Source organism: Massilia eburnea (assembly GCF_050709955.1).
GTDB lineage: Bacteria > Pseudomonadota > Gammaproteobacteria > Burkholderiales > Burkholderiaceae_D > Rugamonas > Rugamonas eburnea_A.
This window is the reverse complement of sequence record NZ_JBNZFX010000002.1, coordinates 145876-171301: the sequence shown is the minus strand read 5'-3', so window position 1 is coordinate 171301 and position 25426 is coordinate 145876. Positions and strand designations below refer to the sequence as shown.

Genomic DNA, 25426 nt, shown 5'->3' with positions numbered 1-25426 from the left:
CCGGCCGTCACGGCTGGCTGCGCAGCATGGCGGCGAACTGCCCTGCGGTCCACTTCTTCCTGTCGGAGACCTGGCCATCGCCGAGCTCGATCAAGCGCAGCTCGCCGCAGGCCGCGAACAGCGTGTCGACCGAAAAGAACGGACTTTGAATGCGTTTGGCAATTTCGTTGACCAGGGACGGAACGATGCCATCGCGCGCAAATGGCCGGCCATTCAACACGAAATAGCGCTCCTCGGTTTCGGGAAGCAGCTCTTCGAACTTGCGGATACATACTCCGCCCTCCACCGCGCCACGATACTGCTCGATGAGCGCCACGACTTCGGCGATGCCTTGCGGCGAGCTTGCGACTGAGCCACGGTGGGTGGTCAGGGATTTGACAAAGTCTTTCACGAAGTAAGCCGGCCAGTGCTTGTCGAGCATTAGCTGCGTGAAATCCGCATTTCTATCTGCGACAACAGTCTCCGGTGTCCATTCAGTACAAAGCGGATACCACTCCGGCAAATAATGACAGTGGCGAAACGCTTGCGCGTCGTTCAGCAAGCGTGCGCCATTGCTGGCGACTTGCATCGAACAGCCGCGAATAGCTGTCGGGCGTCATCATCCAGCCCCGGTAGATGATCCTCACGTCCGCTGGCAGTACCGGCCTGGCGCGAAACTTACCCTCCTCAAAGTCTTCGAATGAGAATAGGGAACAGGACAAGCCAAGCTCGGTTACGGCGGAAAATTCTTCCGCATATGCTTCATCCACCGCTGTCTTGTTGAACGGGTCAGACGGGTATAACAGGTGCATGGCAGTCAGGTCGTCAAGGTATCGGCAGCCGGGTCCTCGGCCGCGCTCGGCTGGCGGCGCACCTTGATGCGCTTGCGCGCCGCCTTCAGGCTGCCGGCCAGGGCAATCAACAGGAACACGATCGACAGCCGCGGCACGTCGGTGATCGAGTCGAACAGGCCTACCATCATGCAGCCGGTCAGCGAGGCCAGGCACACCGCGGCATAGCTGTCGCCCGTCAGGCCGCGCGCCACCAGGCGGCCGCCTACCGCCAGCAGCAGGAAGGCTGTCGCGACCAGCCCTACCCAGCCCAGCTCGAACACCTGGTTGACGGCAAAATTCTTCACGTGCCAGGGCATGTGGTTGCGGTCGCTGCTGAAGAACCAGAAATCATTGGCGTCGGTGAAGCTGCCGTTGCGGATCAATTCGCGGCCCGTCTCAAGTTCCACCAGGCTGACATTGTCGATTTCCAGTGGCGCCTTGTGCGAGCGGTTGTACAACTCCAGCACCAGCGGCGCACCCCACTCGCCGCGCGCGGTGCGCAACGGCAGTTCGCCGGTAATGGTTTGCCAGCCTTCCACCAGCGGCAGCTTGCCGAAGCTGGCCACTTTGCAATCGAGCGGATAGATCAGCCAGCGCAGGCACACCATGGCCACCGGCGAGGCATCGGCGCTGTTGCGGCGGATGTCGAGCTTGAGCTGGTAACGTTTGCCCGGCTGCACGTCGACATGCTGCAGCATGCGCAGCACCTCGCCAAAGCCCTGGGCATACTGGGCCGCACCCAGGTGCAGGAAGCGGTTGCGCGGCTCTTCGGCGTAGCTGAAGGTGCCTGGTACTTCACCGTGCGTGTTGCGCCAGGTGAAGGCCTGCGGGGTAGCGGCCCAGGCCCTGGCCGAAGGTGGCGGTCATGGCATTGTCGTCCATCATGCCGAGCGCCTCGCCCCCAGTGCGCCAGGCGCACGCTCAGGTCGTTGCCCACGGTGGCGAAGCGGCTGCCGGTGTAGTAGCTACTGGAAATCGGGATCAGGGCGGCAAATACGATGGCGCTGAAAAAGCTCACCGTCAGGGGTGCCGCGATCGAGCTTCCATGGCGGCTGCGGCAGCAGGCGGCTGGCGCCCATGGCCAGGGCCAGCGCGATGGCCAGCGCCACGCCCGGCAAGGCATCATTGCCGCCGTAATGGCGCGCCACCAAGGCCGCCGCCAGTGCCTGCGCCGGCAGCGCCGCCGCGAGCAGCAGCACGCCCCATGGCCGCTGCGGCTGCGGGGCCGACAGCCAGCAAGACGGTACCGCCGACGGCGCACAGCAGCGGCAGGGCATAGGCGATGTACGCGCCCTTGGCGGTGGGCGCCCGCCCGAACCGAACCAGCCGATAGCCCCGACTACCAGCAGCAGCAGCAGTGCCAGTCCGCCGCCGGCCAGCGGCTGCGGCATGCGCGGCGCGGCGCCTGCCAGCAGCAGCGCGGTGGCCAGCATGCCCAGCGCCGCGCCGAGTCCGCGATAGCCGCCGAAGGCGAACACCTGGCTCAGCACCCAGTAGGTCAGGACCAGCATCAAGGTCGACGCCACCATGCTGCGGGCAGTCAGGGTGCCGCTGCGCAGGTGGTGTGCCGAACCCAGCACGGCGATGACCGCGCCCGCCGCGGCATAGGCCAGGTAGATGTCGCGCGAGAAGGTGGTCAGGCCGGCAAACAGTCCCAGCGCCAGGGCCGCCAGGCCCAGCGTCAGGCGGCGCGGCGGCGGATGGTTGACCAGCCACAGCGTGACGAAGGGGAAGGCCATGGCCAGGTAGGCATCCAGCGCGGCGCCGCCCGTGTGCATCGCCGAAAACGGCGCTGTGGGACGGTAGTCGCTGGAGAAATTGAACAGGCCGGGAAAGGCCAGGCGTTCCCACACCACGGCCAGGCTGCACGCGGCCAGGCCCAGGATCATGCCGGGCACCAGCAGGCGCTGCAGGTTGCTGCCCTGCTCGCCGGCGGTGCCGCGCAGCAGGGGCAACAGCAGCAGCGGCCATAGCACGCCTTTCAGGACGCGCAAGCCGTTGTAAGGACTGGTGTAATTGGCGAAGGAATTGGCGTCGAGCGGTGCCAGCGGCGTCAGGCCGCGCCAGGCGGCAATTGCGTAGCACAGCATGAAAAAGCCCAGCGCGAAACGCGTCAGGCCGGGAAGTTTGGTGGGGGCCCGCGTACTCCCCAGGGCCCAGTAGCCGGCGGCGCAGGTGGCCAGCAACAGCAGGTCGAGTTCTTCCAGGAAGAACCAGCCGGTCCACGGGGGCAAAGTCGAGTACCGGCAGCAGGGCCGGCACCGCCACCAGCCAGGCTTGCGGGCGCCACAGCAGCAAGGCCATGTAGCCGCCCAGCAGCACGGCCAGCAGCAGCTTTGGTGCCGGGTAGATGCTGGCCGCCGCCAGCAGCAGGCCAAAGAAGGCCACAGCCGCACCGCGACGCCACAGCAGTTGCATCATGGCTTGGTCGCTGTGGCCGGGTCAGCAGGTTTTGACCGCCGACGCGGTGGATGTAGCCGAAGCTGCCGGAGCCGTTGAAGCCGCAGCAGCCGCTGAAGCCGCAGCAGCCGCGGAGGCGTTCGCCTCCGCCTGCTCGGCCGGTTCTTCCGGCATCGGCGGCGGTTCCACCCATTTGCCGGCCTTGACCAGCATCTGCTTCAGTGCCGGCAGCGGGAACTTGAGCGCATACGCCTTCTGCGCATAAGGCAAGGCCTGGTCGTATTTTTTCTGCTTGGCGTAGACCAGGCCCAGGTTGTAATTGATGGAGGCATCGTCCGGCGACATCTCGTAAGCCTTTTCCATCATGGTTAATGCCTGGGCATCCTTGCCCTTCAAGAACTGGTAGCGCGCATAGGCGAACCAGGTGGTGGGGTCATCCGGGAAGATGCGCACGGCGCGTTCGAAATAGCACTCGATCAGCATGCGCCCACCCGGCATCTTGCCGCTCGAATAGCGCGGCGCCAGGCGCACCACGGAATTCAGGGCGCGCGGATGGTTGGGCATCTTGGTCAGCGTATAGTCGTATTCGGCGCCGATATCGCCTTGCTTGCCGGAGTAGCCGGCGATGCCCATCTCGATATCTTCGGTGAAGTGGCGCCCTTCCAGCACGGACATCATCTGCGGCGTGGCAGTCCGGTAATCCCACTCCTGGCCGGTCGGCTCGCCGCAGTAGTTGCGGGCGCTGGCGGGAATGGCGCTGGCGCACAGGGCGGCCAACATCAACATGCGAATCTTCATACTTCCTCCGGTGAGCTTGCCGTGGCGGGCAAGGCGAGAGACTGCGGCAACACGCTGTCGAACAAGCGTGCCAGTTCGGCAGTGCGGGCCTGGCGCGAGGCGGCGGCCACTGCGGCGGGCGTGGGCAGTGGCGCGCGTCCAGCGCGTGCCAGCTGCAGGAAATGCAGCAAGCCTTGCTTGATGCCGGCGCTGTCGTCCAGCGGCGCGATCGTGTCGACACCGGCTGCGCGCAAGGTGGTGGCCGTATCGCCAGCGGCATCGGTCAGGGCCATGATCGGCCGCCGCGCGCGCAGGTATTCATACAGCTTGGCCGGGATCTGGTGGTTGCAGTTGCTCGCTTGCAGCAGCAGCAGGCCGTCCACCGTCAGCATTTCCGCCAGCGCCGCCTGGTACGGCACCGGCGGCGCCAGGGCTCACCAGGTCGGCAATGCCGTGTTCTTCCAGCAAGGGCGCCGACATAGCTGTCATGGGCGGTGGCGCGCAGCACGATGTGCAGCTGGCTGGCATCGATGGCGCCGGCCGCTTTCAGCTCGGACAGCGCGCGGAACAGCGGCACCGGGTCGCGTTCGGACGGATAGATGATGCCGCTGTGCACCAGCGTAAACGGGCGCCCGGCCGGCGCCGGCGCCGCCAGCGCAGCGGCGCTGCGGAAGTTTTCCTCGTCATAGCCGTTTTCCCAGCACCGTGAAGCGCTGGCGCGGCACATGCGGGTAGCGTGTGGTGTAGGTCACCACCGCGCTGGGCGTGGTGCAGACTACCAGCGCCGCATGGTGCACGGCCTTGCGCTCGATCCAGCGCTGGATCGCGCGCACCTTCGGGTCGCGCGGGTAAAACTCGTCGGTCATCGGGTCGCGGAAGTCGACCACCCACGGCAGGCCGCTCAGCTTGTGCAGCAGGTAACCGATCAGGGTCGCGCTGGCAATCGGGTAGGTGCTCCAGACCACTTGCGGGCGGGTACTTGCGCACCAGCGACAGGCCGGCCGGCACGGCGCCCAGGCACCAGCTGACGAAGCGGTCTGGCCAGGCGGTGAAGCCGAAGTAGCGGCCGCGCCAGGCCCAGGTGGCGCCCGGCATCGATGGCAAAGGCGCGCTTGACCACGGCTTCGGGCGGGATCTCCGCCATCTGGTCCGGGCCCTGGTTGACGTAGGCGCGCGGATGGGCCGACAGCACCAGCGGTTGCCAGCCCAGCGCCGGCAGGTATTGCACGAACTTCAGCGCGCGCTGGATGCCGCTGCTGCCGCGCAGCGGCGGGAAGTGGAAGGCCACCATCAGGACGCGCTTCACCATGCCGCCACCCATGCCACCGGTCCAGTCGGCGACCTGGTCGCGCCAGGCGCGGCGCGAGAAGGTATGGTCGGCGCCGTCCAGCGTATGCTGCTGCACCGACGGTTTGGCCAGCAGGCGTTGCCAGCTCGGCGAAGCCTTGCACATGTCGAGGAACTCCTGCGCCGTCAGGTCGGCGCTACTGAAAATGAACAGGACCCGGCCTTGGAAGGCTTGCATGGCGTGCAGCAGGCGCGCATGCAGGTCGGGCGTCAACGGTGGTGCGCTGCCGTCGCGCGGCAGGGCTGGCGGGGGGTGGCGACGGAGGATATGGCCGGCGCGGCGTCCGGCGCGGCCTCGCGGCGTGCCGCGCCGACCAACCCAAGCAGCGAGCGTAGCGACGCGCCCAGCGCGAACTGGGCCGCGTGCCAGCTTGCGCCACAGGGCCGGGGTCGCGCAGGCGCGCCCAGTAATAGTGCTTGAGCGTGCTGCGCGCCAGGCCGGCGCGCGCTACGCGCCCAGGGATTGAGCAGCACCAGGCCGCTGACGCGCGGGATCGCGCTGGCCGTAGAACAGGGCGGCGGCGGCGGCATCGCACAGGCCCCACAGCACCACTTCCTGCAAGCCGGGCACGGCGGCCTGGAAGGCGTCGATGGCGCCTGCGGGATGTCGGCGGCCACGTCGTCGAAGGTGCGGGCGGCGCCGCTGCTGTCGCCCAGGCCGCGGTAATCGAAGCGCAGCGCCGGGGATGCCCTGCGCCGCCAGGTGGCGCGCCAGCAGGGCGAACTGGCGGTGGCTGCCGGCGCGGTATTGCGGGCCGCCGACAATAACCAGCACGCCGCGCCGCGCCGTTGCCGCGGCCGGGCTGAGGATGCCGACCAGGGTCTCGCCTTCGCAGTCGAAAGCCAGTGCGCGCTCGTCAAGCATGGCAAGCCTCCTGCAGCATGGCGCAGGTGGCCGCCAGCAGCGCCGGCGCTTCGGCAATTTCCTGGGTGGCCCAGAATGCCGGCCCGGCGACGCACTGGGCGCGGCCCATCGACCCCCGGCCGCCTGCCAGCCTTGCAGCACGCGCTGCGAGACCGGCGCCAGCGGCCGGCCTTCGGCCGGCGCCAGTTCCAGCCAGTGGACCGGGGCAGGGCGGCGGCAGGCGGCTGGCGTCGAGCCGGTCGAGCGCGCCGGCCATGGCGGGCGCCAGGGTGTAGCCGGCCACTTCCAGCGCGCTGCCGCCGGCCAGCGTGGCGCGCAGCGCTTCGGTGCCGCCGTCGGCCACGCCGTCCCCCAGCATTTGCGCGGCCACGCGCAGGCGCAGGAATTGGGTCAGGTGTGCATTGCCCTGCAATACCGGCTGCCACAGCAGCAGCTGCGCCGGCGCCGCGCCCACCGGCTGCGCGGCATAGTCGAGCGCCAGCAGGGCGCCCAGGCGCAGCCCCCACAAGCCGGGCGCCTGCGGCAGTTGTGCGCCGAGGGGTGGCTTGCAGCCAGTCCATGCCGAGCGCGACGTCGGCGCGCCAGCTGTCCCAGTCCGCATCGCCAAAGTCGCCGGCACTGTCGCCGCAGCCGTGCAGGTCGAGCTGCAATACGGCCCAGCCAGCGGCGGCCAGGGCGCGCGCCTGCAGCGCGGCCATGCGGCGCGCCTTGTTCATTTCCTCGGCCCACGGATGCAGGTAGAGCCAGGCGCCGCGGCAGGGCGCCGCCGGCGCATGGTACAGCGCAAAGCGCGCTGCCGCGCCATGCGCCAGGAACAAGGCTTGGGGCGCCGGGGCCATGGCCTTACGCGGTCAGCTTGTGCTGCACGAAGGCCGCCAGGCTGCCGAGGGTGGCAAAGGTGGTGGCGCTGATCTCGTCGTCGTCGATGCTGAAGCCGAATTGTTCCTCCAGCGCGCCAATCAGCTGCACGACGGCCATAGAATCAAGCTCCGGCAGGCTGCCCAGCAGGGCCGAGTGTTGGTCCAGTGCTTGGCCGCCAGGGCCCAGTGCCAGGACGTCGATCAGGATGGTTTTTACTTCTTCCAAATACATGTGATGCTCCAGGATTGCGGTCAGTGCGCAGTATACCTGCCCCCGGAAGCCCCGCTGTGCGATTCCGGGCAAAAAATAAATTATTGCCGATTTCGCATGTTTATTGTTGCTTTTAGAATAAAATACCGTGCCAATACTATTCTTTGCTGAGGAACATGGCCGAGTGATAAGCTTAGCTGATTCAACTAGCCCGGTGGGCACCCCGATGCTGGAGTTCGTGCGTTTCGATCCGTCTGCCTGCCACTTCCCGCCACCCGCCGTGCCGGTGCTGCCCGGGCTGCGCCTGGGCGACTTGCGCCTGCTGGCCGGGCCGGCCTGGCCGGCGCACGGCCAGCACTTCGTGCGCGGGCGCTATGCCCTGGCGGCAGCCTACGCGGCGGCCGGGGTCGGTGCGCGCGGCGCCTTGCTGGCGCCGGCCTACCATTGCCGCACCATGCTCGACCCGGCGCTGGCGCTGGACGGCGCGATCCGGTTTTATCCGCTGGACGGCGACCTCGGCCCTGACCTCGACGCGCTGGCGGCGCGCCTGCAGGAAGGCGGCGTGGCGGCGCTGCTGCTGACCCATTACTTCGGCGTGCCGCAGGCCCCTGCCACGCTGGAGGCGGTGCAGGCCCTGTGCCGCCGCCACGGCGTGGCGCTGGTGGAAGATTGCGCCCATGCCTGGCCGGTGGCGCTGCAGCGCGCCGCGCTGTGCCAGCCGGGCAGCGGCCACTATGTGGTGGCCAGCCCCTCGAAATACTTTGGCTGCGCCGATGGCGGCATGCTGTGGGGCGCCGCGCCGCAGGCGCTGGCGCCGCGCGGCTGGCTGCAGGAAGTGCGCGGCTGGCGCGACGCCTGGCGGCGCGGGCGCCCGTCGGCGCCGCCGGTGCAGGCCGCCGCCCAGCATGCCTGCGGCACCGACGTGCGCAGCCGCGAACGCGCGCCTTCCCACCAGTACCAGCCGGCGCTGGCCGCCAGCAGCGGCCTGGCCGGCTCGCGCTGGATCATGCGGCATAGCCGGCTCGAGCGGCTGGCCGGGCAGCGCCGCCAGCATTACGCCACCTGGTCGGCCCTGGTGGCCGGCCTGGCGCGGGCGCGCCCGCTGTGGCCCAGCCTGCCCGACGGCTGCGCGCCCTATATGTTCCCGCTGCTGCTGGCCGACGACAGCCGCTTCGCGGCGCTGAAGCGGGCCGGCTTGCCGATCTGGCGCTGGGATGAGCTGGCCAGCAGCGATTGCGCGGTGTCCGCGCGTTATCGGCGGGAGCTGCTGCACCTGCCTTGCCACCAGGGCCTGGAAGCGGACCAGCTTGAGTGGATGGGCAGCCAGTTGCGGAGGGTGCTCGCATGAACCGTTGGCAATCGGCGCCGCTGCGCGGCGGACTGGGCAGCCACGCCGCGCGCTGGGATGCGCTGAACCAGCGCGTGGGCGGCAACCACCCCTTGCTCGACAGCCGTTTCGTCGCTGCCCTGCTGCAGCATTTTGGCCGCGGCGACGAGCAGCTGTTCTGGCTCGAGCAGCAAGGCCAGCTGCAAGGCATGTGCATCTTGCGCCCGCACAGCCGGATGCGCTGGGCCAGCTTCCTGCCGCCGCAGTTGCAGATCGGCCCCACCCTGGTGGCCGAGCGCGCCCTGCTTGACGGCCTGTGCCGCAGCTTGCCGGCCGGCGCCGTGCAGCTCGACCTGCTGTGCAACGATCCGCTGGTGGGCGGCGTGAACGCAGTCTGCCGGCCGTTCCAGCTGCACAGCAACCATGCCCTGACCATGCAGGTCACGCTGCAGGGCAGCTTCGATGATTACTGGGCGGCGCGCTCGCGCGGCCTGCAATCGAATATGCGCCGCTACCAGAAGCGCGCCGTCACCGATGGCCTGGCGCCGCGCTTCGCCGAAGTGAGCACGCCGGCCGAAGTAGGCGATGCCGTGGCGCGCTACGCGGCGCTGGAAGGCGCCAGCTGGAAAGGGCGCGAAGGCACCGCCATCAGCCACGGCGGCCAATTGCCGTTCTACCACAGCGTGCTGGTCGAGGCGGCACAGGAGGGGCGCGGCCTGGTGTACGAACTGTGGTTCGGCGAGCGCCTGGTGGCGTCGCGCCTGGTGCTGGTGCGCGGCGCCATGCTGGTCATGATGAAGACCGCCTACGATGCCGAGTTCGCGCGCTATGCGCCGGGCCGCCTGCTGCTGCATGAACTGCTGCGGCGCGCCTTCAGCCAGTTTGCCGGCAAGGTGATCGAGTTCTACACCGATGCCGACCAGAACCTGCTGGAATGGGGCACCGCCCAGCGCTGGATCCAGCACGACACCCTGTACCGCTACAGCGCGGTGGAAGCGCTGGCCAAGCTGCGCCAGGTGCTGGGCGGCCAGCAACGCCAGCGCCAGGCCCTGGCCAACGGCCGCTACACGGTCGATGCGATCGGCAGCGTCGAGGCGCTGCCGGACGACGTGCGGGCCTGCATCGAGCAAGCCGGGCAGGGCAGCAGCGATGCCGGCTGCGACTGGTACCGCAACCTGATCGAAACCGTGATGGATTGCGACGACGTGGTGCGCTTTTACGTGCTGCGGCGCGACGGCCTGGTGCAGGCGGTGCTGCCGCTGCACGCGCTCCAGCACAGCGGCGGCTGGCAGCTGCACGCGCTCAGCAACTTCTACACTTCGCTCTACCAGCCGGCCTTCAACCCTTGCCTGAAGGCGGCCGACCTGCTGGTGCTGCTGGCCGCCGTGCAGCGCGATTTCCCCGGCGCCAGCCACCTGACCATGAAGCCGATGGACCCGTCCAGCCATGCCTACCAGGTGTTGCTCGATGCGCTGCGCAAGCTGGGCTGGCTGCCGTTCGAGTATTTCTCGTTCGGTAACTGGTTCCTGACCACCGACAGCAACTGGCCGGCCTACCTGGCGGCGCGTCCCGGCGCCGTGCGCAGCACCCTCAAGCGCATGGGCCGCAAGTTCGGGCAAGCCGGCGGCCGCCTGGAAATCGTCACCGGCGGCGCCCGCCTGCCGGAAGCGATCGCCGCCTACGAGGCGGTGTATGCGCATAGCTGGAAGGTGCCGGAACCCTACCCGGCCTTCCTGCCCGGCCTGATGCGCCTGTGCGCCGCCCAGGGCAGCCTGCGCCTGGGCCTGGCCTGGCTGGATGGCAAAGCGGTTGCCGCCCAGTTCTGGATTGTGCGCAATGGCAAGGCCATGATTTACAAGCTGGCCTATGATGAGTCAGCCAAGCCGTATGCCCCGGGCACCCTGCTGAGCGCCTACCTGATGCAGCATGTGATGGAAGTCGAGCAGGTGCAGGAAGTCGATTACCTGCAGGGCGACGATCCTTACAAGCAACTTTGGATGAGCGAACGGCGCGAACGCTGGGGCATTGTGGCGTATCAGCCACGCAGCCTGGCCGGCCTGGCCGGTGCCTTGCATGAAACTATCGGCCGTGCCACGCGCCGGCTGCGCCAGCGTGAGCGCGCGCACGCAGCGGGGCAAGCCGGCTGGCGCCGTGCTTTGCCGGAGCAATGAGTTGCACATACAATTGTCATTTGATCCAGATTTCTTCAGGAGGGCCGCCGCATGAGCGACCTGGTACATGAGTTCATTTTCCACAGCGCAACACGCAGCCCGCAAGCTGAAGCGCTGGTGTATGGCGCCCGCCGCCTCGATTACGCCGCGCTGGCCGGCCTGGTGCGCAGCACGCGCGATGCCTTGCTGGCGCACGGGCTCGGCATGGGCGAGCGGGTTGCCGTCTACATGGAAAAGAACGTCGAGAACGTGGCGGCCATGTTCGGCGCGGCCGCGGCCGGCGGCGCCTTCGTGCCGGTCAACCCGCTGCTGAAGCCGGAACAGGTGGCCTACATCCTGGCCGACTGCAATGTGCGCGTGCTGGTGACCTCGGTCGACCGCCTGCGCCTGCTGGGCGATGCGCTGGCCCACTGCCGCGACCTGAAGCTGGTGATCGCGGTCGGCGCCGGCGCCCCGGCAGCCGTGCCGGGCGTGTCAGTGCTGGGCTGGGAAGCCGCCCTGGCGGCCGGCCAGGCGGCTGCGCTGCCGGCGCCGCACCGCGTGATTGACGGCGACCTGGCGGCCATCCTGTACACCTCGGGCAGCACCGGCAAGCCGAAAGGCGTGGTGTTGTCGCACCGCAACATTGTGGCCGGCGCCAAGAGCGTCGCCAGCTATCTGGAAAACACGCCGGCCGACCGCCTGCTGGCGGTGCTGCCGCTCAGCTTTGACTATGGCCTGAGCCAGCTCACCACCGCCTTCCACGTCGGCGCCACTGCCGTGCTGATCAACCACCTGTTGCCGCGCGATGTGTTGAACGCGGTGGTGGCGGAAAAGATCACTGGCCTGGCTGCCGTGCCGCCGCTGTGGATCCAGCTGGCGCCGCTGTCCTGGCCGGCCGACTGCACGCTGCGCTACCTGACCAACTCGGGCGGCGCCATGCAGCGCCCGACCCTCGATGCGCTGCGTGCCGCGCTGCCGCAGGCCCGCCCGTTCCTGATGTATGGCCTGACCGAAGCGTTCCGCTCGACGTATTTGCCGCCGGAAGAACTGGAGCGCCGCCCCGATTCGATGGGCAAGGCGATCCCGAATGCGGAAGTGGCGGTGCTGCGCCCCGATGGTTCCGAATGCGCGCCGGGCGAGCCGGGCGAACTGGTGCACCGCGGCGCCCTGGTCTCGCTCGGATACTGGAACGACCCGGCCAAGACCGCCGAACGTTTCAAGCCGATCGCGCCGCGCCATTACGGCTTGCCGCTGACCGAGCTGGCGGTGTGGTCGGGCGACACCGTGCGCAAGGACGAGGATGGCTTCCTCTATTTCATCAGCCGCAACGATGAAATGATCAAGACTTCCGGCTACCGCGTCTCGCCGACCGAGGTGGAGGAAGTGGTGTATGCGCGCGACCAGGTGGCCGAAGCGGCCGCGCTGGGCGTCAAGCACCCGGCCCTGGGCCAGGCCATTGTGGTGGTGGCGTTGCCGCGCGAAGGCGTGGCGCTGACCGCCTCCGACCTGCTGGCCGCATTGAAGCCGCACCTGCCGGCCTATATGCTGCCGCAGAAGGTGGTGATCGCCGAGGCCAGCCTGCCGCGCAACCCGAACGGCAAGATCGACCGCAAGCTGCTGTCGGCCCAATACGAAAACGTGTTCGGGGAGGGCGCATGAACACGGACGCACCGCGCCGCCCGCAACACGCACCACTGCTGCAGTTTGCGGTCGAGGATGACTGTCTGCTGATCGGCGGCATCGCGCTGCCGCGCCTGGCCGCCCGCGTCGGCCAGACCCCGTTTTACGCTTATTCGCGCGCCGCCATGACGCAGCGCGTGGCCGAATTGCGCGCCGCCCTGCCCAAGGACGTGCACCTGCATTACGCCATGAAGGCCAACCCGATGCCGGCGGTGGTGCAGCATATGGCGACCCTGGTCGATGGCATCGACGTCGCTTCCGGCGGCGAACTGCGGGTGGCGCTCGACAGCGTGATGGAGCCGGCCAAGATTAGCTTTGCCGGCCCGGGCAAGAGCGAGGCCGAACTGTCCTGCGCGATTGCCGCCGGCATCGTGCTGAACCTGGAATCGGAAGGCGAGATGGAGCGCGCCGCCGTGATCGGCCAGCGCCTTGGCATCGTGCCGAAGGTGAACGTGCGGGTCAATCCGGACTTCGAACTGAAATCGTCCGGCATGAAGATGGGCGGCGGTCCCAAGCAGTTTGGCGTCGACGCCGAGCGCGTGCCGGCCATGCTGGCGCGGATCGGCGATCTCGGGCTCGACTTTTACGGTTTCCACATCTTCAGCGGCTCGCAGAACCTGAAGGCGGCCGCGCTGCAGGACGCCCACGAAAAAACCTTCGCGCTGGCGCTGCGCCTGGCCGCAGCGGCGCCGCGCGCGCCGCGCATCCTGAATATCGGCGGCGGCTTCGGCATCCCATACTTCCCGGGCGAAGAGCGGCTCGACCTGGCTGCGGTGGGCGACAACCTGGCGCGCATCATGGATGAAATGCGGCCGCGCCTGCAAGGCGCCGAGGTGGTGATCGAACTGGGCCGCTACCTGGTGGGCGAGGCCGGCGCCTACGTGTGCCGGGTGGTCGACCGCAAGGAATCGCGCGGCCAGGTGTTCCTGGTGACCGATGGCGGCCTGCACCACCACCTGTCGGCTTCCGGCAATTTCGGCCAGGTGATCCGCAAGAATTACCCGGTGCTGATCGGCAACCGCGTGGCCGGCGGCCCGCGCGAGCAGGTTTCGGTGGTGGGTCCGCTGTGCACGCCGCTCGACCTGCTGGCCGACGAGATGGAACTGGGCCAGGCACAGGCCGGCGACCTGGTGGTGGTGTTGCAATCCGGCGCCTATGGCGCCACGGCCAGCCCGGCGGCTTTCCTGAGCCACCCGGCTGCAGTCGAAGTTTTCGTGTAAGCGGAAGGGAAGCATATGAGCGGGATCTGTGGATGGATTGGACTGGCCGCCGCGCCGGAATTGCTGGAGCAGATGGCGGCGCCGTTGTCCCGCTTCGACCAGAGCGTGCCGCAGGCGCGCTGCGGCCAGCGTAGCGGCGTGGCCGTGGCGGCGCAGGCCGGCAGCGCCGACGTGTACCAGCGCGATGGCTTGCTGGTGGCCTTGTGGGGCCAGCCGCGCCTGGACGAGCCGGCGCTGGCAGCCCAGGCCGCAGCGCAGGGCGTGGCCGCCACGGTTGCCACGCTGTGGTCGCAGGGCGCGCAGCGCACCTGCGCCCGGATCCATGGCTGCTTCACCCTGGCCATTCTCGATGAACGCAGCGGCGAAGCCTTGCTGGCCACCGACCGCATGGGCATCCAGCCGCTGAACTGGCAGCTGGCCGGCGAAACCCTGGTGTTCGCCAGTTCGGCCGACGCCCTGGTGCGCCACCCGCTGACGCCCGGCGTGCTGGACCACCAGGGCTTGTACAACTACGTCTACTTCCACATGGTGCCCTCGCCCGGCACCGTGTACCAGGGCCAGCAGCGCCTGCTGCCTGGCCGCTACCTGCATTACCGCCAGGGCCGCGTCGAAGAGCATAGCTACTGGCGCATGCAGTTCGAGGAAGACGGCAAGCGTTCGTTCGGCGAGCTGAAAGAAGAATTCCTGTCGGTGCTGCGCCATAGCGTGAAGGAGGCGGCGGGCGACCGCAAGGTGGGTGCCTTCCTGTCCGGCGGCACCGACAGCTCGACCATCGCCGGCGTGCTGACCCAGGTCGGCGGCGTGGCGGCCGACACCTATTCGATCGGCTTCGAAGCCCAGGGTTACGACGAAATGGAGTACGCGCGCCTGGCCTCGCGCCATTTCGGCACCCGGCACCATGAATACTATGTGACGCCGGACGACGTGGCGAATGCCATCCCGCAAGTGGCGGCCGTGTTCGACCAGCCGTTCGGCAATGCTTCGGCGGTGCCGGCTTTCTACTGCGCCCGCATGGCCAAAGCCGACGGCGTGCAGCGCATGTTCGGCGGCGATGGCGGCGACGAGCTATTCGGCGGCAACGAACGCTACGCCAAGCAGCATGTGTTCGAGCTGTACGAGCGGGTGCCGCGCCTGGTGCGCAAGGCCCTGCTGGAGCCGGCCGTGTTCAACTTCCCGGGCGGCGAGCGGGTGCGCCTGCTGCGCAAGGCGCGCAGCTATATCGAGCAAGCCTCGGTCGGCATGCCGGCGCGCCTGGAAACCTATAACCTGCTGGGCCGCTACGGCCCGCAGCAGGTGTTCACCGACGACTTCCTGGCGGCGGCCGACATCGGCAACCCGATCGCCACGCTGCAGCGCAATTACGGCCGCAGCGAAGCGCGTTCCCTGATCAACCGCATGCTGGCGCTGGACTTGCAGATCACCCTGGCCGACAACGACTTGCCGAAAGTGATGAAGGCGTGCGAGCTGGCCGGCGTGGAAGTGGCGTTCCCCTTCCTGCACGACTCGGTTGTAGCTTTTTCGGCCGGCCTGACCCCGCAACAGAAGCTGAATGGCACGCAGTTGCGCTGGTTCTTCAAGGAAGCATTGCGCGGCTTCTTGCCCGATGCCATCATCACCAAGCAGAAGCATGGGTTCGGCCTGCCGTTCGGGGTCTGGCTGCAGCAGCACCAGGCCCTGCAGCAGCTGGCCGCGGACAGCTTGAGCGACCTCAAGACACGCAAGGTGGTGCGCGGCGACTTCATCGAACAACTGGTCGGTACCCATTTGAAAGAGCATGCCGGCTACCACGGCACCATGGTCTGGGTGCTGATGATGCTGGAGCAATGGTTCCGCGCCCATCGCAACGTATAACAACGACATCACGAAACTGAGGGACAACATGGCATATCGCGTAACCCGGCTGGCTGTCGCCGCCACCCTGGCCGCCAGCGCACTGCTGGCAGGCTGCAAATCCGACACCCCGGAAAGCCTGCTGGCCGACGCCAAGCAGCTGCAGCAGAAGGGCGACCGCAAAGGCGCCCAGATCCAGCTCAAGAATGCACTGGCCAAGGACCCCAACAACGGCGAGGCGCGCTACCAGCTGGGCAAGCTGTCGCTGCAGATGGGCGATGCGGTCTCGGCGGAAAAGGAAGCGCGCCGCGCCCTGGAATTGAAGTACCAGCCGCCAGAGAGCGAACTGCTGCTGGCGGAAGCGCTGCTGCGCCTTGGCGACATGCAAAAGATGCTGGACGAGACGGAAAAATTCCAGCAAAGCCCGGCCATGCTGGCGTTCCGCGGCGAAGCCCTGATTGGCCTGCGCAAGCTCGATGAGGCGAAAAAACAATTCCAGTCCGCCCTGGACGCCGAGCCCAACAGCGCCGACGCGCTGACCGGCATGGCGCGCCTGGCGGCCATCGGCAACGACCTGGAGGGCGCGCGGGCCCTGACCGAGCAAGCGATTGCCAAGGATGCCAGCAATATCAATGCGCTGACTTTCAAGGGCGAGTTGCTGCGTGCCCAGTCCAAGCCGGAAGAGGCGCGCGCCGCCTTTGCCGAAGTGCTCAAGCTGGATCCGACCAATAGCGGCGCCAACCTGGAGCAAGCCTACCTGGACATCGTGGCCGGCAAGCTCGATTCGGCCCAGGCTGCCATCAACGCGGCCAAGAAGTCGGCGCCGCGCAGCCTGACCACCCTGTACACCCAGGCCTTGCTTGACTATTCGCGCGGCAATTACAAGGCGGCGCGCGACAACCTGCAAGCGATTGCCAAGGGCGCGCCGAACCACCCGCCGAGCCTGCTGCTGTCGGGCGCGGTCGACTTCCAGCTTGGCACGCTGAAGCAGGGCGAGGCCAAGCTGCGCACTTATCTCGACAAGGATCCGGGCAATGCCTTCGCCCGCAAATTGCTGGCAGCAACCCTGCTGCGCACCAACAACCCGGCCGATGCGCTGAAGGTGCTGGAACCGACCCTGAAGGGCCAGGTCAGCGATGGCAGTCTGCTCGAGCTGGCGGCGCAAGGCAATATGCTGCTGCGCGAGCCGGGCAAGGCCGCGGCCCTGCTGGAGCAAGCCATCGCGCTGAACCCGAAACGCGCCCCGGGCTATATCGCCCTGGGCGGCGCCCGCATCGCGCTGGGCGAGCGTGACAAAGGGCTGGCCATGCTGAACAAGGCGCTCGAGCTGGAACCCGATTCCCTGCCGGCCGCCACCGCACTGGCGCGCACCTACCTCGCGATGGGCAACGCCGAGCAAGCGTTGGCCGTGCTGGCCAAGCAGGATGCCAGACACGGCAAGGAGCCCGAACTGCACGTCCTGCGCGGCCATGTGCTGCTGTCCAAGCAAGACAAGGCCGGCGCCCGCGCCGCCTTCAGCAAGGCCGTCGAACTGGCGCCGACCAGCTACGCCACGGTGGTCACCCTGGCCCAGCTCGAAATCATGGAGCAAAAACCCGAGGCGGCGCGCCAGCACATGCTGAAACTGCTGGAGAAGGACAAGGACAATGTCAGCGCGATGACGGCGTTGGGGCAGATGGCCGAACGTGCCAAGCAACGCGACGAAGCGGCCCAGTGGCTGGAAAAGGCAGCCACGGTCGACCCGGACGCGCTGCTGCCGGCCGTGCGCCTGGGGGCGTATTACCTGCAGTCGCGCCAGCCGGCCAAGGCAGTCGAGCATATGCGCAAGGTGCTGCTGGTGCACCCGGCCGCGCCGTTGGCGCTGGAAGTCATGGGACGGGCCCAGCAGATGTCGGGCGACCTGCCCGGCGCCTCCGAAACCTACAGCAAGCTGGCCGGCGCGGCGCCCAAGGCACCGCAGGCCCAGCTTTACTTGGCCAGCGTGCAGGTGCAGAAAAAGGATTTGCCGGGCGCCCAGGCCAGCGTGAAGAAGGCGCTCAGCCTGGATCCGGATTCGGTGCCGGCGCAGCTGATGCAAGCGGACCTGGCCGTGATGCAGGGTAAGCCGGACGAGGCGCTGGCGGTGGCGCGCAAGCTGCAAAAAACCCAGGCCAAGCTGCCGGTCGGCTTTCTGCTGGAGGGCGACCTGCAGGTGCAAGCGGGCAAGCCGGCACAGGCGGTGGCGCCGTATCAGCAAGCCTTCACGCTGGCGGCGCGGCCGGAACTGCTGCTCAAGCTCACCACCGCGCTGCGCGCCGCCAACCGCGCCGCCGAGGCCGATGCCCAGATGGCAAGCTGGCGCAAGGCGCACCCGGACGAGCCGTTCGGCCTGATGTATGCAGCCGAGCAAAACATTGCGGCCAAGCAGTATAAAGCCGCCATCGGCCAACTCGAAAGCGTGCTGGCCAAGGCGCCGGACAATGTGCTGGCGCTCAACAACCTGGCTTGGTCTTATCAGCAGGACAAAGACAAGCGTGCCCTCGCCACGGCCGAGAAAGCCCAGCAACTGGCCGGCGACAACCCGACCATCATGGATACCCTGGGCTGGATCCTGGCCGAGCAGAACCAGGTCGAGCGTGCCCTGCCGATCCTGAAGAAAGCCAGCGACCTGGCGCCCAAGGCGGCCGATATCCGTGGCCATTATGCGGCGGCGCTGTGGAAGAAAGGTGACAAGGCCGCGGCCCGCAAGGAATTGCAGGCCGCCTTGGCCGATACCCGCTTCGCCCAGACCGATGAAGCACGTAACTTGCAAAAGCAGTTTGAATAAGTAACAACTTTCAAGCAATCCAGCCCGCCCGCGCACCGCCGCGTGCGGGCCTCCCCTCCTCTATGTCTATTGTTTGCTTGAAAACAGTAGAGTCATTTTCACAACATTTACTTCATGGGTATTGTGTGGCGGGCGCTGCCATGCCAACATGTAGAAAGTTAGTAATTTTTACATAACCCACTTGCAACCCGCTACATTTTCGTCCCGGCATCAATCGTGCGCGCCTCCGCAAGTGTAATCAACTATATTTTGCCGTTGAGCACGGCGTCCGCGCCGCTCGCCGTGTTCATTGGTAGTGGCTGGCCGTAAGGCTGGCGGGTACCAAAGGAGGATAGAGCCATGAATGGAATCGCTGTCCCAGTGCTGGAAGCCGAGCCGGTCCGGCAGGCTCCAGCCAATTCTCATGCGCGCGCCACGCTCGAGGACTTGCTTCCGGAAAATATGGAAGACCTGGTCACCGACGAAAAATCTTTTGGTATCCGCATGATCGATACGGTTGAAGGCCGCAGCAAAGCCAGCTTGCTAATTAACAAAATGTACTCCTGGCGTGGCTACGCCGGGACCCATAAACTGACCGATGACCCGAACCGGATCACGCTGACCGCCAGCGACAAGGGGGAGGTAGTCGGCACCCTGACCCTCGGGCTGGATTCCTCGATCGGCATCATGGCCGATGAAATTTTCAAGGAAGAAGTCGATTCGGTGCGCATGATCCCCGGCGCCCGCGTGTGTGAAATCACCAAGCTGGCGTTCGACAACGGCGGCAGCAAGTCGCAGATGGCCTCGCTGTTTCACCTGTCCGTGATCTATGCGCGCGACCTGCACCATTGCACCCATATCTTCATCGAAATCAACCCGCGCCACCGTCGCTTTTATGAGGCGATGCTTGGCTTCAAGCGGTTGGGCGAACTGAAGACCAACCCGCGCGTCGATGCCCCGGCCTACCTGCTGGTGGTGGACCTGTCGTATGTCAGCGAACAGATCGAGAAATACGGCGGCCAGGGCGTGGAAACGGCCATGTCGGCGCGTTCCTTCTACCCGATGTTCTATTCGCCGCGCGAAGAACGCGGGATTGTCCAGCGCCTGATAAACATCCAATAGTCTCTTGAGATTTGATAGTCGATTGACAATTATTGTGGTATTGTCAATATCCTGATCACCATGCAGGGGTTTCCATGCCACGTCGCGAGAACCGGGGGGCGCTGCGCGCCCTCGCCATCTTCGGCAGCCTGATGTTGGCTGCCGGCCTGTCCGGCTGCCTCAAGTCTGAAACCAGCGCCACCCTGATGGCGCAAGCCCAGCAGCATTTGCGCCAGGGCGAAACCAAGGCGGCCCTGATCCAGATGCGCAACGCGGCCGCCAAGAGCCCGGACGATGCCGAAATCCGCTACCAGCTGGCACGCGTCTACAACGACTACAACGAGCCGGCCGCGGCCGAAAAGGAAATCCGCAAGGCGCTCGGCCTGAAGATCGACCGCGCTAAGGCCCTGCCGCAGCTGGTGCGTGCGCTGCTGGCGCAAGACAAGGCGCAGGCGGCGCTTGATGAAAGCGCCGCCGACGCCGCCAACGCCGGCCCGGCCTTGCTGGCAGCGCGCGCCGCTGCCTGGCTGGCTGTGGGCGACAGCGGCAAGGCCAGCGAAGGATATGCCCAGGCGCTGGCCGCACAGCCGGGAATGGCCGCAGCATTGCTGGGCCAGGGCAATATGGCCTGGATGGCGAAGGACGGCGCGCTGGCCCTGAAGCTGGCCGAGCAGGCGGTGCAAGCCAATCCGAAAGAGCCGTCGGTATTCCGCTTCAAGGGCTCCGTGCTGCGCCACCAGGGCCAGCATGACGCGGCACGGGAGGCCTTCGGCCAGGCCCTGGCGCTGCAGCCCGACCTCCTGAGCGCAAGGGTCGAACGGGCCGACCTGGCTATCGAGATGAAGCAGTACGATGCGGCCAAGGCCGATATCGCCGCCCTCGACAAGACCACGCCGAACAGCCCGTACGCCATCTATCTGCAAGCCCTGCTCGACCATAGCAGTGGCAAATACACCGATGCACAGGGGCAGCTGCTCAAGCTGCTGAAGCTGGTGCCCAACCATATGCCGACGGTGCTGCTGGCCGGTGCCAACGAGCTCAAGCTGGACAACGCGACCGCCGCCCAGGGTTTCCTCAACGCTTACCTGGAACGCAACCCGGACAGCATGTATGCCCGCAAGCTGCTGGCGCAAGCCCTGCTCAAGACCAACCAGCCGGCCGAAGCGGCCGCTGTCCTGGGACCGCTGCTGCGCGGCGGTTCGCAGGATGCGCAGTTGCTGGTGCTGGCCGGCGAATCGAATTTGCGCAACAAGGACTACAAGGCGGCCCAGCAGTACTTCGAAAAAGCCGCCGCCATCATGCCCAACGAAGCGACGCTGCATACTTCGCTCGGCTTGGCCCAGCTGGGGCAAGGGCGGGTCGAGCAGGCGGTCGAACAACTGGGGCGTGCCACCGCGCTCGACCCCAAGTCGGAACAGGCGGCACTCTACCTGATCCGCTCCGAAATCAGCCTGGGGCGCTATGACAAGGCGCTGGCCGCGGTCAAGGCCTACCAGGCCGCGCAACAGGACAATGCCGTGGTGCGCAATATGGAGGGCGGCATCTACCTGGCCCAGAAGAACGTGCCGGCGGCCCGCGCCGCGTTCGAGAAAGCGGTCGCGCTGCAGCCGACCCATATGGCCGCCATGCTGAACCTGGCCCAGCTCGACCTGCAGGAACACCAGACCGATGCTGCCCGCAAGCGCTTCGAGACCGTGCTGAAGCACGACCCGCACCATGTCGGCGCCATGACGGCGCTGGCCGATATCGCCGTGCTGCAGAACCAGCCGGAAGCTGCCGTGCGCTGGCTGGAGCAGGCGGTGGCGGAACAACCGAAGGCAGCCGAACTGGGCATTCGCCTGGCGCGCGCCTACCTGAAAGCCGGCCAGCATGCCAAGGCCACCACGCTGGCGCGCCAGTTGCAGGTGGGTGACGCCAAGAGCCCGGCCCTGTCCGAGCTGCTGGGACAAGTGCAGCTGGCCAACAACGATGGCGCCGGCGCCCTGGAAAGCTTCGGCAAGATGGTGCAGCAAGACCCTAAATCGGCCCCGGCCTGGTTTGGCATGGCGGCCGCCCACCTGCTGCTGAAGAATGCGCCGGCCGCCAGCTCCGACTTGAAGGAGGCGTTGGCCATCGACCCTAAATACCGCGCGGCGCGCATGGCACTGGCCGAAATCGCGCAACAGCAGAACCGCCCGGCGGAGGTGCTGGCGATGGCGCGCCAGATGCAAAAGGAAGGCGGGCAGCAAGCGGCTGGCTATGTGATGGAAGGCGACCTGCTGGTGCGCCAGCAGAAGTACCAGGATGCCGTGGCGCTGTACGAGAAAGCCTATGGCTTCGAGAAGGATGGCCGCATCATACTGGCGATCCACCGCACCCTGCTGGCGGCCGGCTTGCCGCGCGATGCCGACCAGCGCCTGGCGCAATACCGCAAGGAACAGCCAGGCGACCTGGCTGCCACCATGTACGCGGCCGAGCTGAGCCTGTCGCGCAAGCAGTTCACGGCGGCCGTCGCCGACCTGGAGCGCGTGCTGAAGGCGGCGCCGGACAGTCCGGTGGCGCTGAACAACCTGGCCTGGGCATATAGCGAACTGAAGGATCCGCGCGCCTTGCCGACGGCCGAGCAAGCGTTGAAGGCGGCGCCGGACAGTGCGGCGGTTCTGGACACCACCGGCTGGCTGCTGGTCGGCCAGGGCGACACCGCGCGCGCGGTGCCGATGCTGAAACGCGCCAGTTCGCTGCAGCCGTCGAACGCCATGCTGCGCTACCACCTGGCAGTGGCCCTCAACAAATCGGGCGACAGGAAAGCGGCCAAGCTGGAACTGGAACGGCTGGTCTCGGGCGGCACTTCGTTCCCACACCTGGACGATGCCATCGCCCTGTTGAAAGTCCTGAACGGCAGCTGAGCGCGATGAGCGACCCATTCATCTACAGCAAGGCGTTCGCTCGCAATATCGGCTGGCTCACCGAAGCCGAGCAGGCCACCTTGCGCGGCAAGCGCGTGGCGATTGCCGGCGCCGGCGGGGTCGGCGGGGTACACCTGATGACCCTGGTGCGCCTCGGGCTCGGCTCCTTCCATATCGCCGATTTCGACAGCTTCGACCTGCCCAATTTCAACCGCCAGGTCGGCGCCATGCAGTCGACGCGCGGCTTGCCGAAGATCGAGGTGATGGCGCGCATGGCGCGCGACGTCAATCCCGAACTTGAGATCAAGACCTTCCCGGACGGTATCAACGCCGGCAACCTGGCGCAATTCTTCGAGGGCGTCGACATCTATATCGACAGCCTCGACTTCTTTGCCTTCGACATCCGGCAACAGACCTTCGCCCTGTGCGCCGAGCGCGGCATTCCTGCCACCACGGTGGCGCCGCTGGGCATGGGCGCCGCCCTGCTGAACTTCCTGCCCGGCCAAATGACGTTCGAACAGTATTTCGGCTGGGGCGACCTGCCGGAAGGCGAGAAGGCGATCCGCTTCGTGGTCGGGCTGGCGCCGGCCGGCCTGCACCGGCCCTACCTGGTGGTGCCGTCGGCCGTCAATTTCGCCGAGCGGCGCGGGCCGTCGACCATCATGGCCTGCCAGCTGTGCGCCGGCATCGCCGCCACCGAGGCGCTGAAAATCCTGCTCGGGCGCGGCGAGGTGCGGGCGGCGCCGCACGGCATGCAGTTCGACGCCTACCGCAACAAGCTGGTGCGCACCTGGCGCCCCGGTGGCAACAACAACCCGATCCAGCGCCTGGCGATCATGATCGGCAAGCGCGCCTTTGCGAAAATGGCCCAACCATGAACACCATCGAACAGATCCTCGACCTGGCGCGCTGGGCGCCCAGCGGCGACAACACGCAGGTGTGGCGCTTCGAAATCGTGGCGCCGGACCAGGTGGCCGTGCACTGCTACGATACGCGCGACCATGTGGTGTACGACCTGGACGGGCATCCGAGCCAGGTGGCCGTCGGCGCCATGCTGGAAACCATGGCCATCGCCGCCAGCGCCCACGGCCTGCGCGCCGATGCCGTGCGGCGCGGCGACAGCCCGGAGCGCGGGCCGGTGTTCGACGTGCGCTTCACACCGGACGCGGCCATCAAGCCCAGCCCGCTGCTGGCAGTGGTCACCACGCGCAGCGTGCAGCGCCGCCCGCTCAGCACGCGGCCCCTGACGGCGCAGGAAAAGCAGGCGCTGGAAGCGGCGGCCGGCCCGGCGCACCAGGTGCAATGGATCGAAGGCTTCGGCGGCCGCTGGTCGGCGGCCAGGCTGATGTTCAACAACGCCAAGCTGCGCCTGACCATGCCGGAAGCGTATGAGGTGCACCGCAGCATCATCGACTGGGGCAAGACGCACAGCCCGGACAAGGTGCCGGACCAGGCGCTCGGCGTCGACAACGGCACGCTGGCCCTGATGAAGTGGGCGATGGTGAGCTGGCAGCGCGTCAACACCATGAATACCCTGATGGGCACCTGGGCGCCACGCCTGCAGATGGACCTGCTGCCCGGCATCGCCTGCGCCGCCCATTTCGTGATCCGCGCCAAGAGCGCGCCGGCCGGCATCGACGATTACGTGGCCGCCGGCCGCGCCACCCAGCGCTTCTGGCTGACGGTCGCTGCGCTGGGCCTGCATATGCAGCCGGAAATGACGCCGCTGATCTTCGGCCGTTATGTGCGCAATGCGGTGCGCTTCACGCGCCTCGACCCGTTGCAGGAAGCGGCGCGCCGGCTGTATGGCCAGCTGACCGGGGTAATCGGCGCCGCGCCGGAAACCGCCGTGTTCATGGGACGCCTGGGTGCCGGCAACGCGCCCAAGGCACGCTCGCTGCGCAAGCCCCTGGCTGAATTGATGAAGTAAGCCGGTCGCGCGCCATGCCACGCCAGAAAATCCTGTTCGTCGCCGAAGCCGTGACCCTGGCGCATGTCGGCCGCCCGCTGGCGCTGTCCGGCGCGCTCGACCGCGCGCAATACGAAGTGCACTTTGCCTGCGCCGAGCGCTATGCCTTCTGCTTTGAAGGCGCGGACCTGGTGCGCTGGCCGATCCACAGCATTCCGAACCAGCAATTCCTGCAAGCCCTGGCCGACGGCAAGCCGGTCTACGACGCCGCGACGCTGGCGGCGTATGTGGAACAGGACCTGCAGCTGCTGCGCCAGGTCCAGCCCGATGTGGTGGTGGGCGACTTTCGCCTGTCGCTGTCGATCAGTGCACGCCTGGCCGGCGTGCCCTATGTCTCGCTGATCAATGCCTACTGGAGCCCGTTCGTGCGCCAGCGCTACATCGTGCCCAGCCTGCCGCTCACGCGCTTGCTGCCGATCCCGCTGGCCAATGCGCTGTTCAACCTGGCGCGCCCGCTGGCGTTTGCGCTGCACACCATTCCGCTGAACAAGGTGCGGCGCCAGTATGGCCTGCCGTCGCTGGGCTGGGACCTGAACCGGGTCTACACCGATGCCGACTACACCCTGTATGCCGACGTGCCGGACCTGTTTCCGCCGCACGACCTGCCGCCCAATCACGCCTTCATCGGTCCCGTGCTGTGGTCGCCGCCGCTGCCGGTGCCGGACTGGTGGGACCAGCTGCCGGCCGGGCGGCCAGTGGTGTATGTCACCGTGGGCAGCTCGGGCCATGGCGCCTTGCTGCCCGGCGTGTTGCGGGCGCTGGCCGGCCTGCCGGTGACGGTGCTGGCAGCCACCGTCGGCATGGTCAAGCTCGATGTGGTGCCGGACAATGCGCGCGTGGCCGACTTCCTGCCGGGCGAAGAAGCGGCGCGCCGCGCCGCCCTGGTGATCTGCAACGGCGGCAGCCCGACCAGTCACCAGGCGCTGGCAGCCGGCGTGCCCGTGGTCGGCATTGCCGGCAATCTCGACCAGTTCCTGAACATGCAGGGCATTGTGGCGGCGGGCGCCGGTGCCTTGCTGCGCGCCGACCGCTTCGACGAGGCCGAGCTGCGGCAAGCCGTGCAGGCCTTGCTGGCCACGCCGTCGGCAAGCGCGGCGGCGCGCCAATTGATGACCATATTCGATAACTATCGGTCGTCGGAATCTTTTAGCAAGTTACTGTCGAAAATCCTTACAACGCCATAAGTTAATATCAATATGGTACT

At 67.2% G+C, this 25426-nt stretch carries 22 protein-coding genes; 11 read left to right on the top strand and 11 right to left on the bottom strand.

Annotated features, from left to right (window positions below; translation table 11 throughout):
- Positions 1–7 precede the first annotated feature (7 nt).
- The 11 genes from ACQ4MM_RS02205 to ACQ4MM_RS02155 form a co-directional block, all read right to left on the bottom strand.
- Positions 8–568 carry an ATP-grasp domain-containing protein gene (locus tag ACQ4MM_RS02205; RefSeq protein WP_431475828.1) on the bottom strand — a complete coding sequence of 187 codons (561 nt, stop codon included), beginning with the start codon at positions 566–568 and terminating at the stop codon, positions 8–10.
- A 228-nt stretch (positions 569–796) separates the two neighbouring features.
- A complete protein-coding gene (locus ACQ4MM_RS02200; protein WP_431475827.1) occupies positions 797–1510 on the bottom strand; it encodes a hypothetical protein in 714 nt (237 codons plus the stop codon).
- 267 nt (positions 1511–1777) lie between these two features.
- On the bottom strand, positions 1778–3046 hold the full coding sequence (locus ACQ4MM_RS02195) for a hypothetical protein (protein WP_431475826.1): 1269 nt from the start codon (positions 3044–3046) through the stop codon (positions 1778–1780).
- A gap of 208 nt (positions 3047–3254) precedes the next feature.
- Entirely contained in the window at positions 3255–4010 is a 756-nt protein-coding gene (locus ACQ4MM_RS02190) for a tetratricopeptide repeat protein (RefSeq protein ID WP_431475825.1), read from the bottom strand.
- Positions 4007–4408, bottom strand: a complete 402-nt coding sequence (locus ACQ4MM_RS02185) for a hypothetical protein (RefSeq protein ID WP_431475824.1) — start codon at positions 4406–4408, stop codon at positions 4007–4009. The genes ACQ4MM_RS02190 and ACQ4MM_RS02185 overlap by 4 nt, the downstream gene beginning before the upstream one ends.
- Positions 4375–4716, bottom strand: a complete 342-nt coding sequence (locus ACQ4MM_RS02180; RefSeq protein ID WP_431475823.1) for a hypothetical protein — start codon at positions 4714–4716, stop codon at positions 4375–4377. Before ACQ4MM_RS02180 ends, ACQ4MM_RS02185 begins: the two co-directional genes overlap by 34 nt.
- Positions 4673–4954 carry a glycosyltransferase gene (locus ACQ4MM_RS02175; RefSeq protein ID WP_431475822.1) on the bottom strand — a complete coding sequence of 94 codons (282 nt, stop codon included), beginning with the start codon at positions 4952–4954 and terminating at the stop codon, positions 4673–4675. Before ACQ4MM_RS02175 ends, ACQ4MM_RS02180 begins: the two co-directional genes overlap by 44 nt.
- Positions 4915–5550 carry a hypothetical protein gene (locus tag ACQ4MM_RS02170; RefSeq protein WP_431475821.1) on the bottom strand — a complete coding sequence of 212 codons (636 nt, stop codon included), beginning with the start codon at positions 5548–5550 and terminating at the stop codon, positions 4915–4917. Before ACQ4MM_RS02170 ends, ACQ4MM_RS02175 begins: the two co-directional genes overlap by 40 nt.
- Positions 5551–5784: 234 nt before the next feature.
- The gene (locus ACQ4MM_RS02165; RefSeq protein ID WP_431475820.1) at positions 5785–6201 is read right to left on the bottom strand and encodes a hypothetical protein; all 417 of its coding nucleotides are present in this window, start codon (positions 6199–6201) and stop codon (positions 5785–5787) included.
- Positions 6194–6802: a hypothetical protein gene (locus ACQ4MM_RS02160; protein ID WP_431475819.1), complete on the bottom strand. Its 609-nt coding sequence runs from the start codon at positions 6800–6802 to the stop codon at positions 6194–6196. The genes ACQ4MM_RS02165 and ACQ4MM_RS02160 overlap by 8 nt, the downstream gene beginning before the upstream one ends.
- Positions 6803–7044: 242 nt before the next feature.
- The gene (locus ACQ4MM_RS02155) at positions 7045–7293 is read right to left on the bottom strand and encodes an acyl carrier protein (protein ID WP_431475818.1); all 249 of its coding nucleotides are present in this window, start codon (positions 7291–7293) and stop codon (positions 7045–7047) included.
- 205 nt (positions 7294–7498) lie between these two features.
- On the opposite strand from ACQ4MM_RS02155, the gene ACQ4MM_RS02150 reads away from it, so the two are divergent.
- The 11 genes from ACQ4MM_RS02150 (at position 7499) to ACQ4MM_RS02100 (ending at position 25406) form a co-directional block, all read left to right on the top strand.
- A complete protein-coding gene (locus ACQ4MM_RS02150) occupies positions 7499–8620 on the top strand; it encodes a DegT/DnrJ/EryC1/StrS family aminotransferase (protein WP_431475817.1) in 1122 nt (373 codons plus the stop codon).
- Complete coding sequence (locus ACQ4MM_RS02145) at positions 8617–10770, top strand: GNAT family N-acetyltransferase (RefSeq protein ID WP_431475816.1); 2154 nt, start codon at positions 8617–8619, stop codon at positions 10768–10770. The genes ACQ4MM_RS02150 and ACQ4MM_RS02145 overlap by 4 nt, the downstream gene beginning before the upstream one ends.
- A gap of 51 nt (positions 10771–10821) precedes the next feature.
- Complete coding sequence (locus tag ACQ4MM_RS02140; protein WP_431475815.1) at positions 10822–12411, top strand: acyl-CoA ligase (AMP-forming), exosortase A system-associated; 1590 nt, start codon at positions 10822–10824, stop codon at positions 12409–12411.
- Complete coding sequence (locus ACQ4MM_RS02135) at positions 12408–13652, top strand: pyridoxal-dependent decarboxylase, exosortase A system-associated (protein WP_431475814.1); 1245 nt, start codon at positions 12408–12410, stop codon at positions 13650–13652. Before ACQ4MM_RS02140 ends, ACQ4MM_RS02135 begins: the two co-directional genes overlap by 4 nt.
- A gap of 15 nt (positions 13653–13667) precedes the next feature.
- Positions 13668–15503: an asparagine synthetase B family protein gene (locus tag ACQ4MM_RS02130; RefSeq protein ID WP_431475813.1), complete on the top strand. Its 1836-nt coding sequence runs from the start codon at positions 13668–13670 to the stop codon at positions 15501–15503.
- Between the two features lie 28 nt (positions 15504–15531).
- Entirely contained in the window at positions 15532–18288 is a 2757-nt protein-coding gene (gene prsT, locus ACQ4MM_RS02125) for an XrtA/PEP-CTERM system TPR-repeat protein PrsT (protein ID WP_431475812.1), read from the top strand.
- Positions 18289–18627: 339 nt separating this feature from the next.
- Positions 18628–19389 carry an N-acyl amino acid synthase FeeM domain-containing protein gene (locus ACQ4MM_RS02120; protein ID WP_431475811.1) on the top strand — a complete coding sequence of 254 codons (762 nt, stop codon included), beginning with the start codon at positions 18628–18630 and terminating at the stop codon, positions 19387–19389.
- Between the two features lie 74 nt (positions 19390–19463).
- On the top strand, positions 19464–22253 hold the full coding sequence (gene prsT, locus ACQ4MM_RS02115) for an XrtA/PEP-CTERM system TPR-repeat protein PrsT (protein WP_431475810.1): 2790 nt from the start codon (positions 19464–19466) through the stop codon (positions 22251–22253).
- 5 nt (positions 22254–22258) lie between these two features.
- Positions 22259–23131, top strand: coding sequence for a ThiF family adenylyltransferase (locus tag ACQ4MM_RS02110; RefSeq protein ID WP_431475809.1), 873 nt, complete (start codon positions 22259–22261; stop codon positions 23129–23131).
- A complete protein-coding gene (locus ACQ4MM_RS02105) occupies positions 23128–24183 on the top strand; it encodes a molybdopterin biosynthesis protein MoeY (protein WP_431475808.1) in 1056 nt (351 codons plus the stop codon). Before ACQ4MM_RS02110 ends, ACQ4MM_RS02105 begins: the two co-directional genes overlap by 4 nt.
- A 14-nt stretch (positions 24184–24197) precedes the next feature.
- Positions 24198–25406, top strand: a complete 1209-nt coding sequence (locus ACQ4MM_RS02100; RefSeq protein WP_431475807.1) for a glycosyltransferase — start codon at positions 24198–24200, stop codon at positions 25404–25406.
- The last annotated feature ends 20 nt before the right edge of the window (positions 25407–25426 follow it).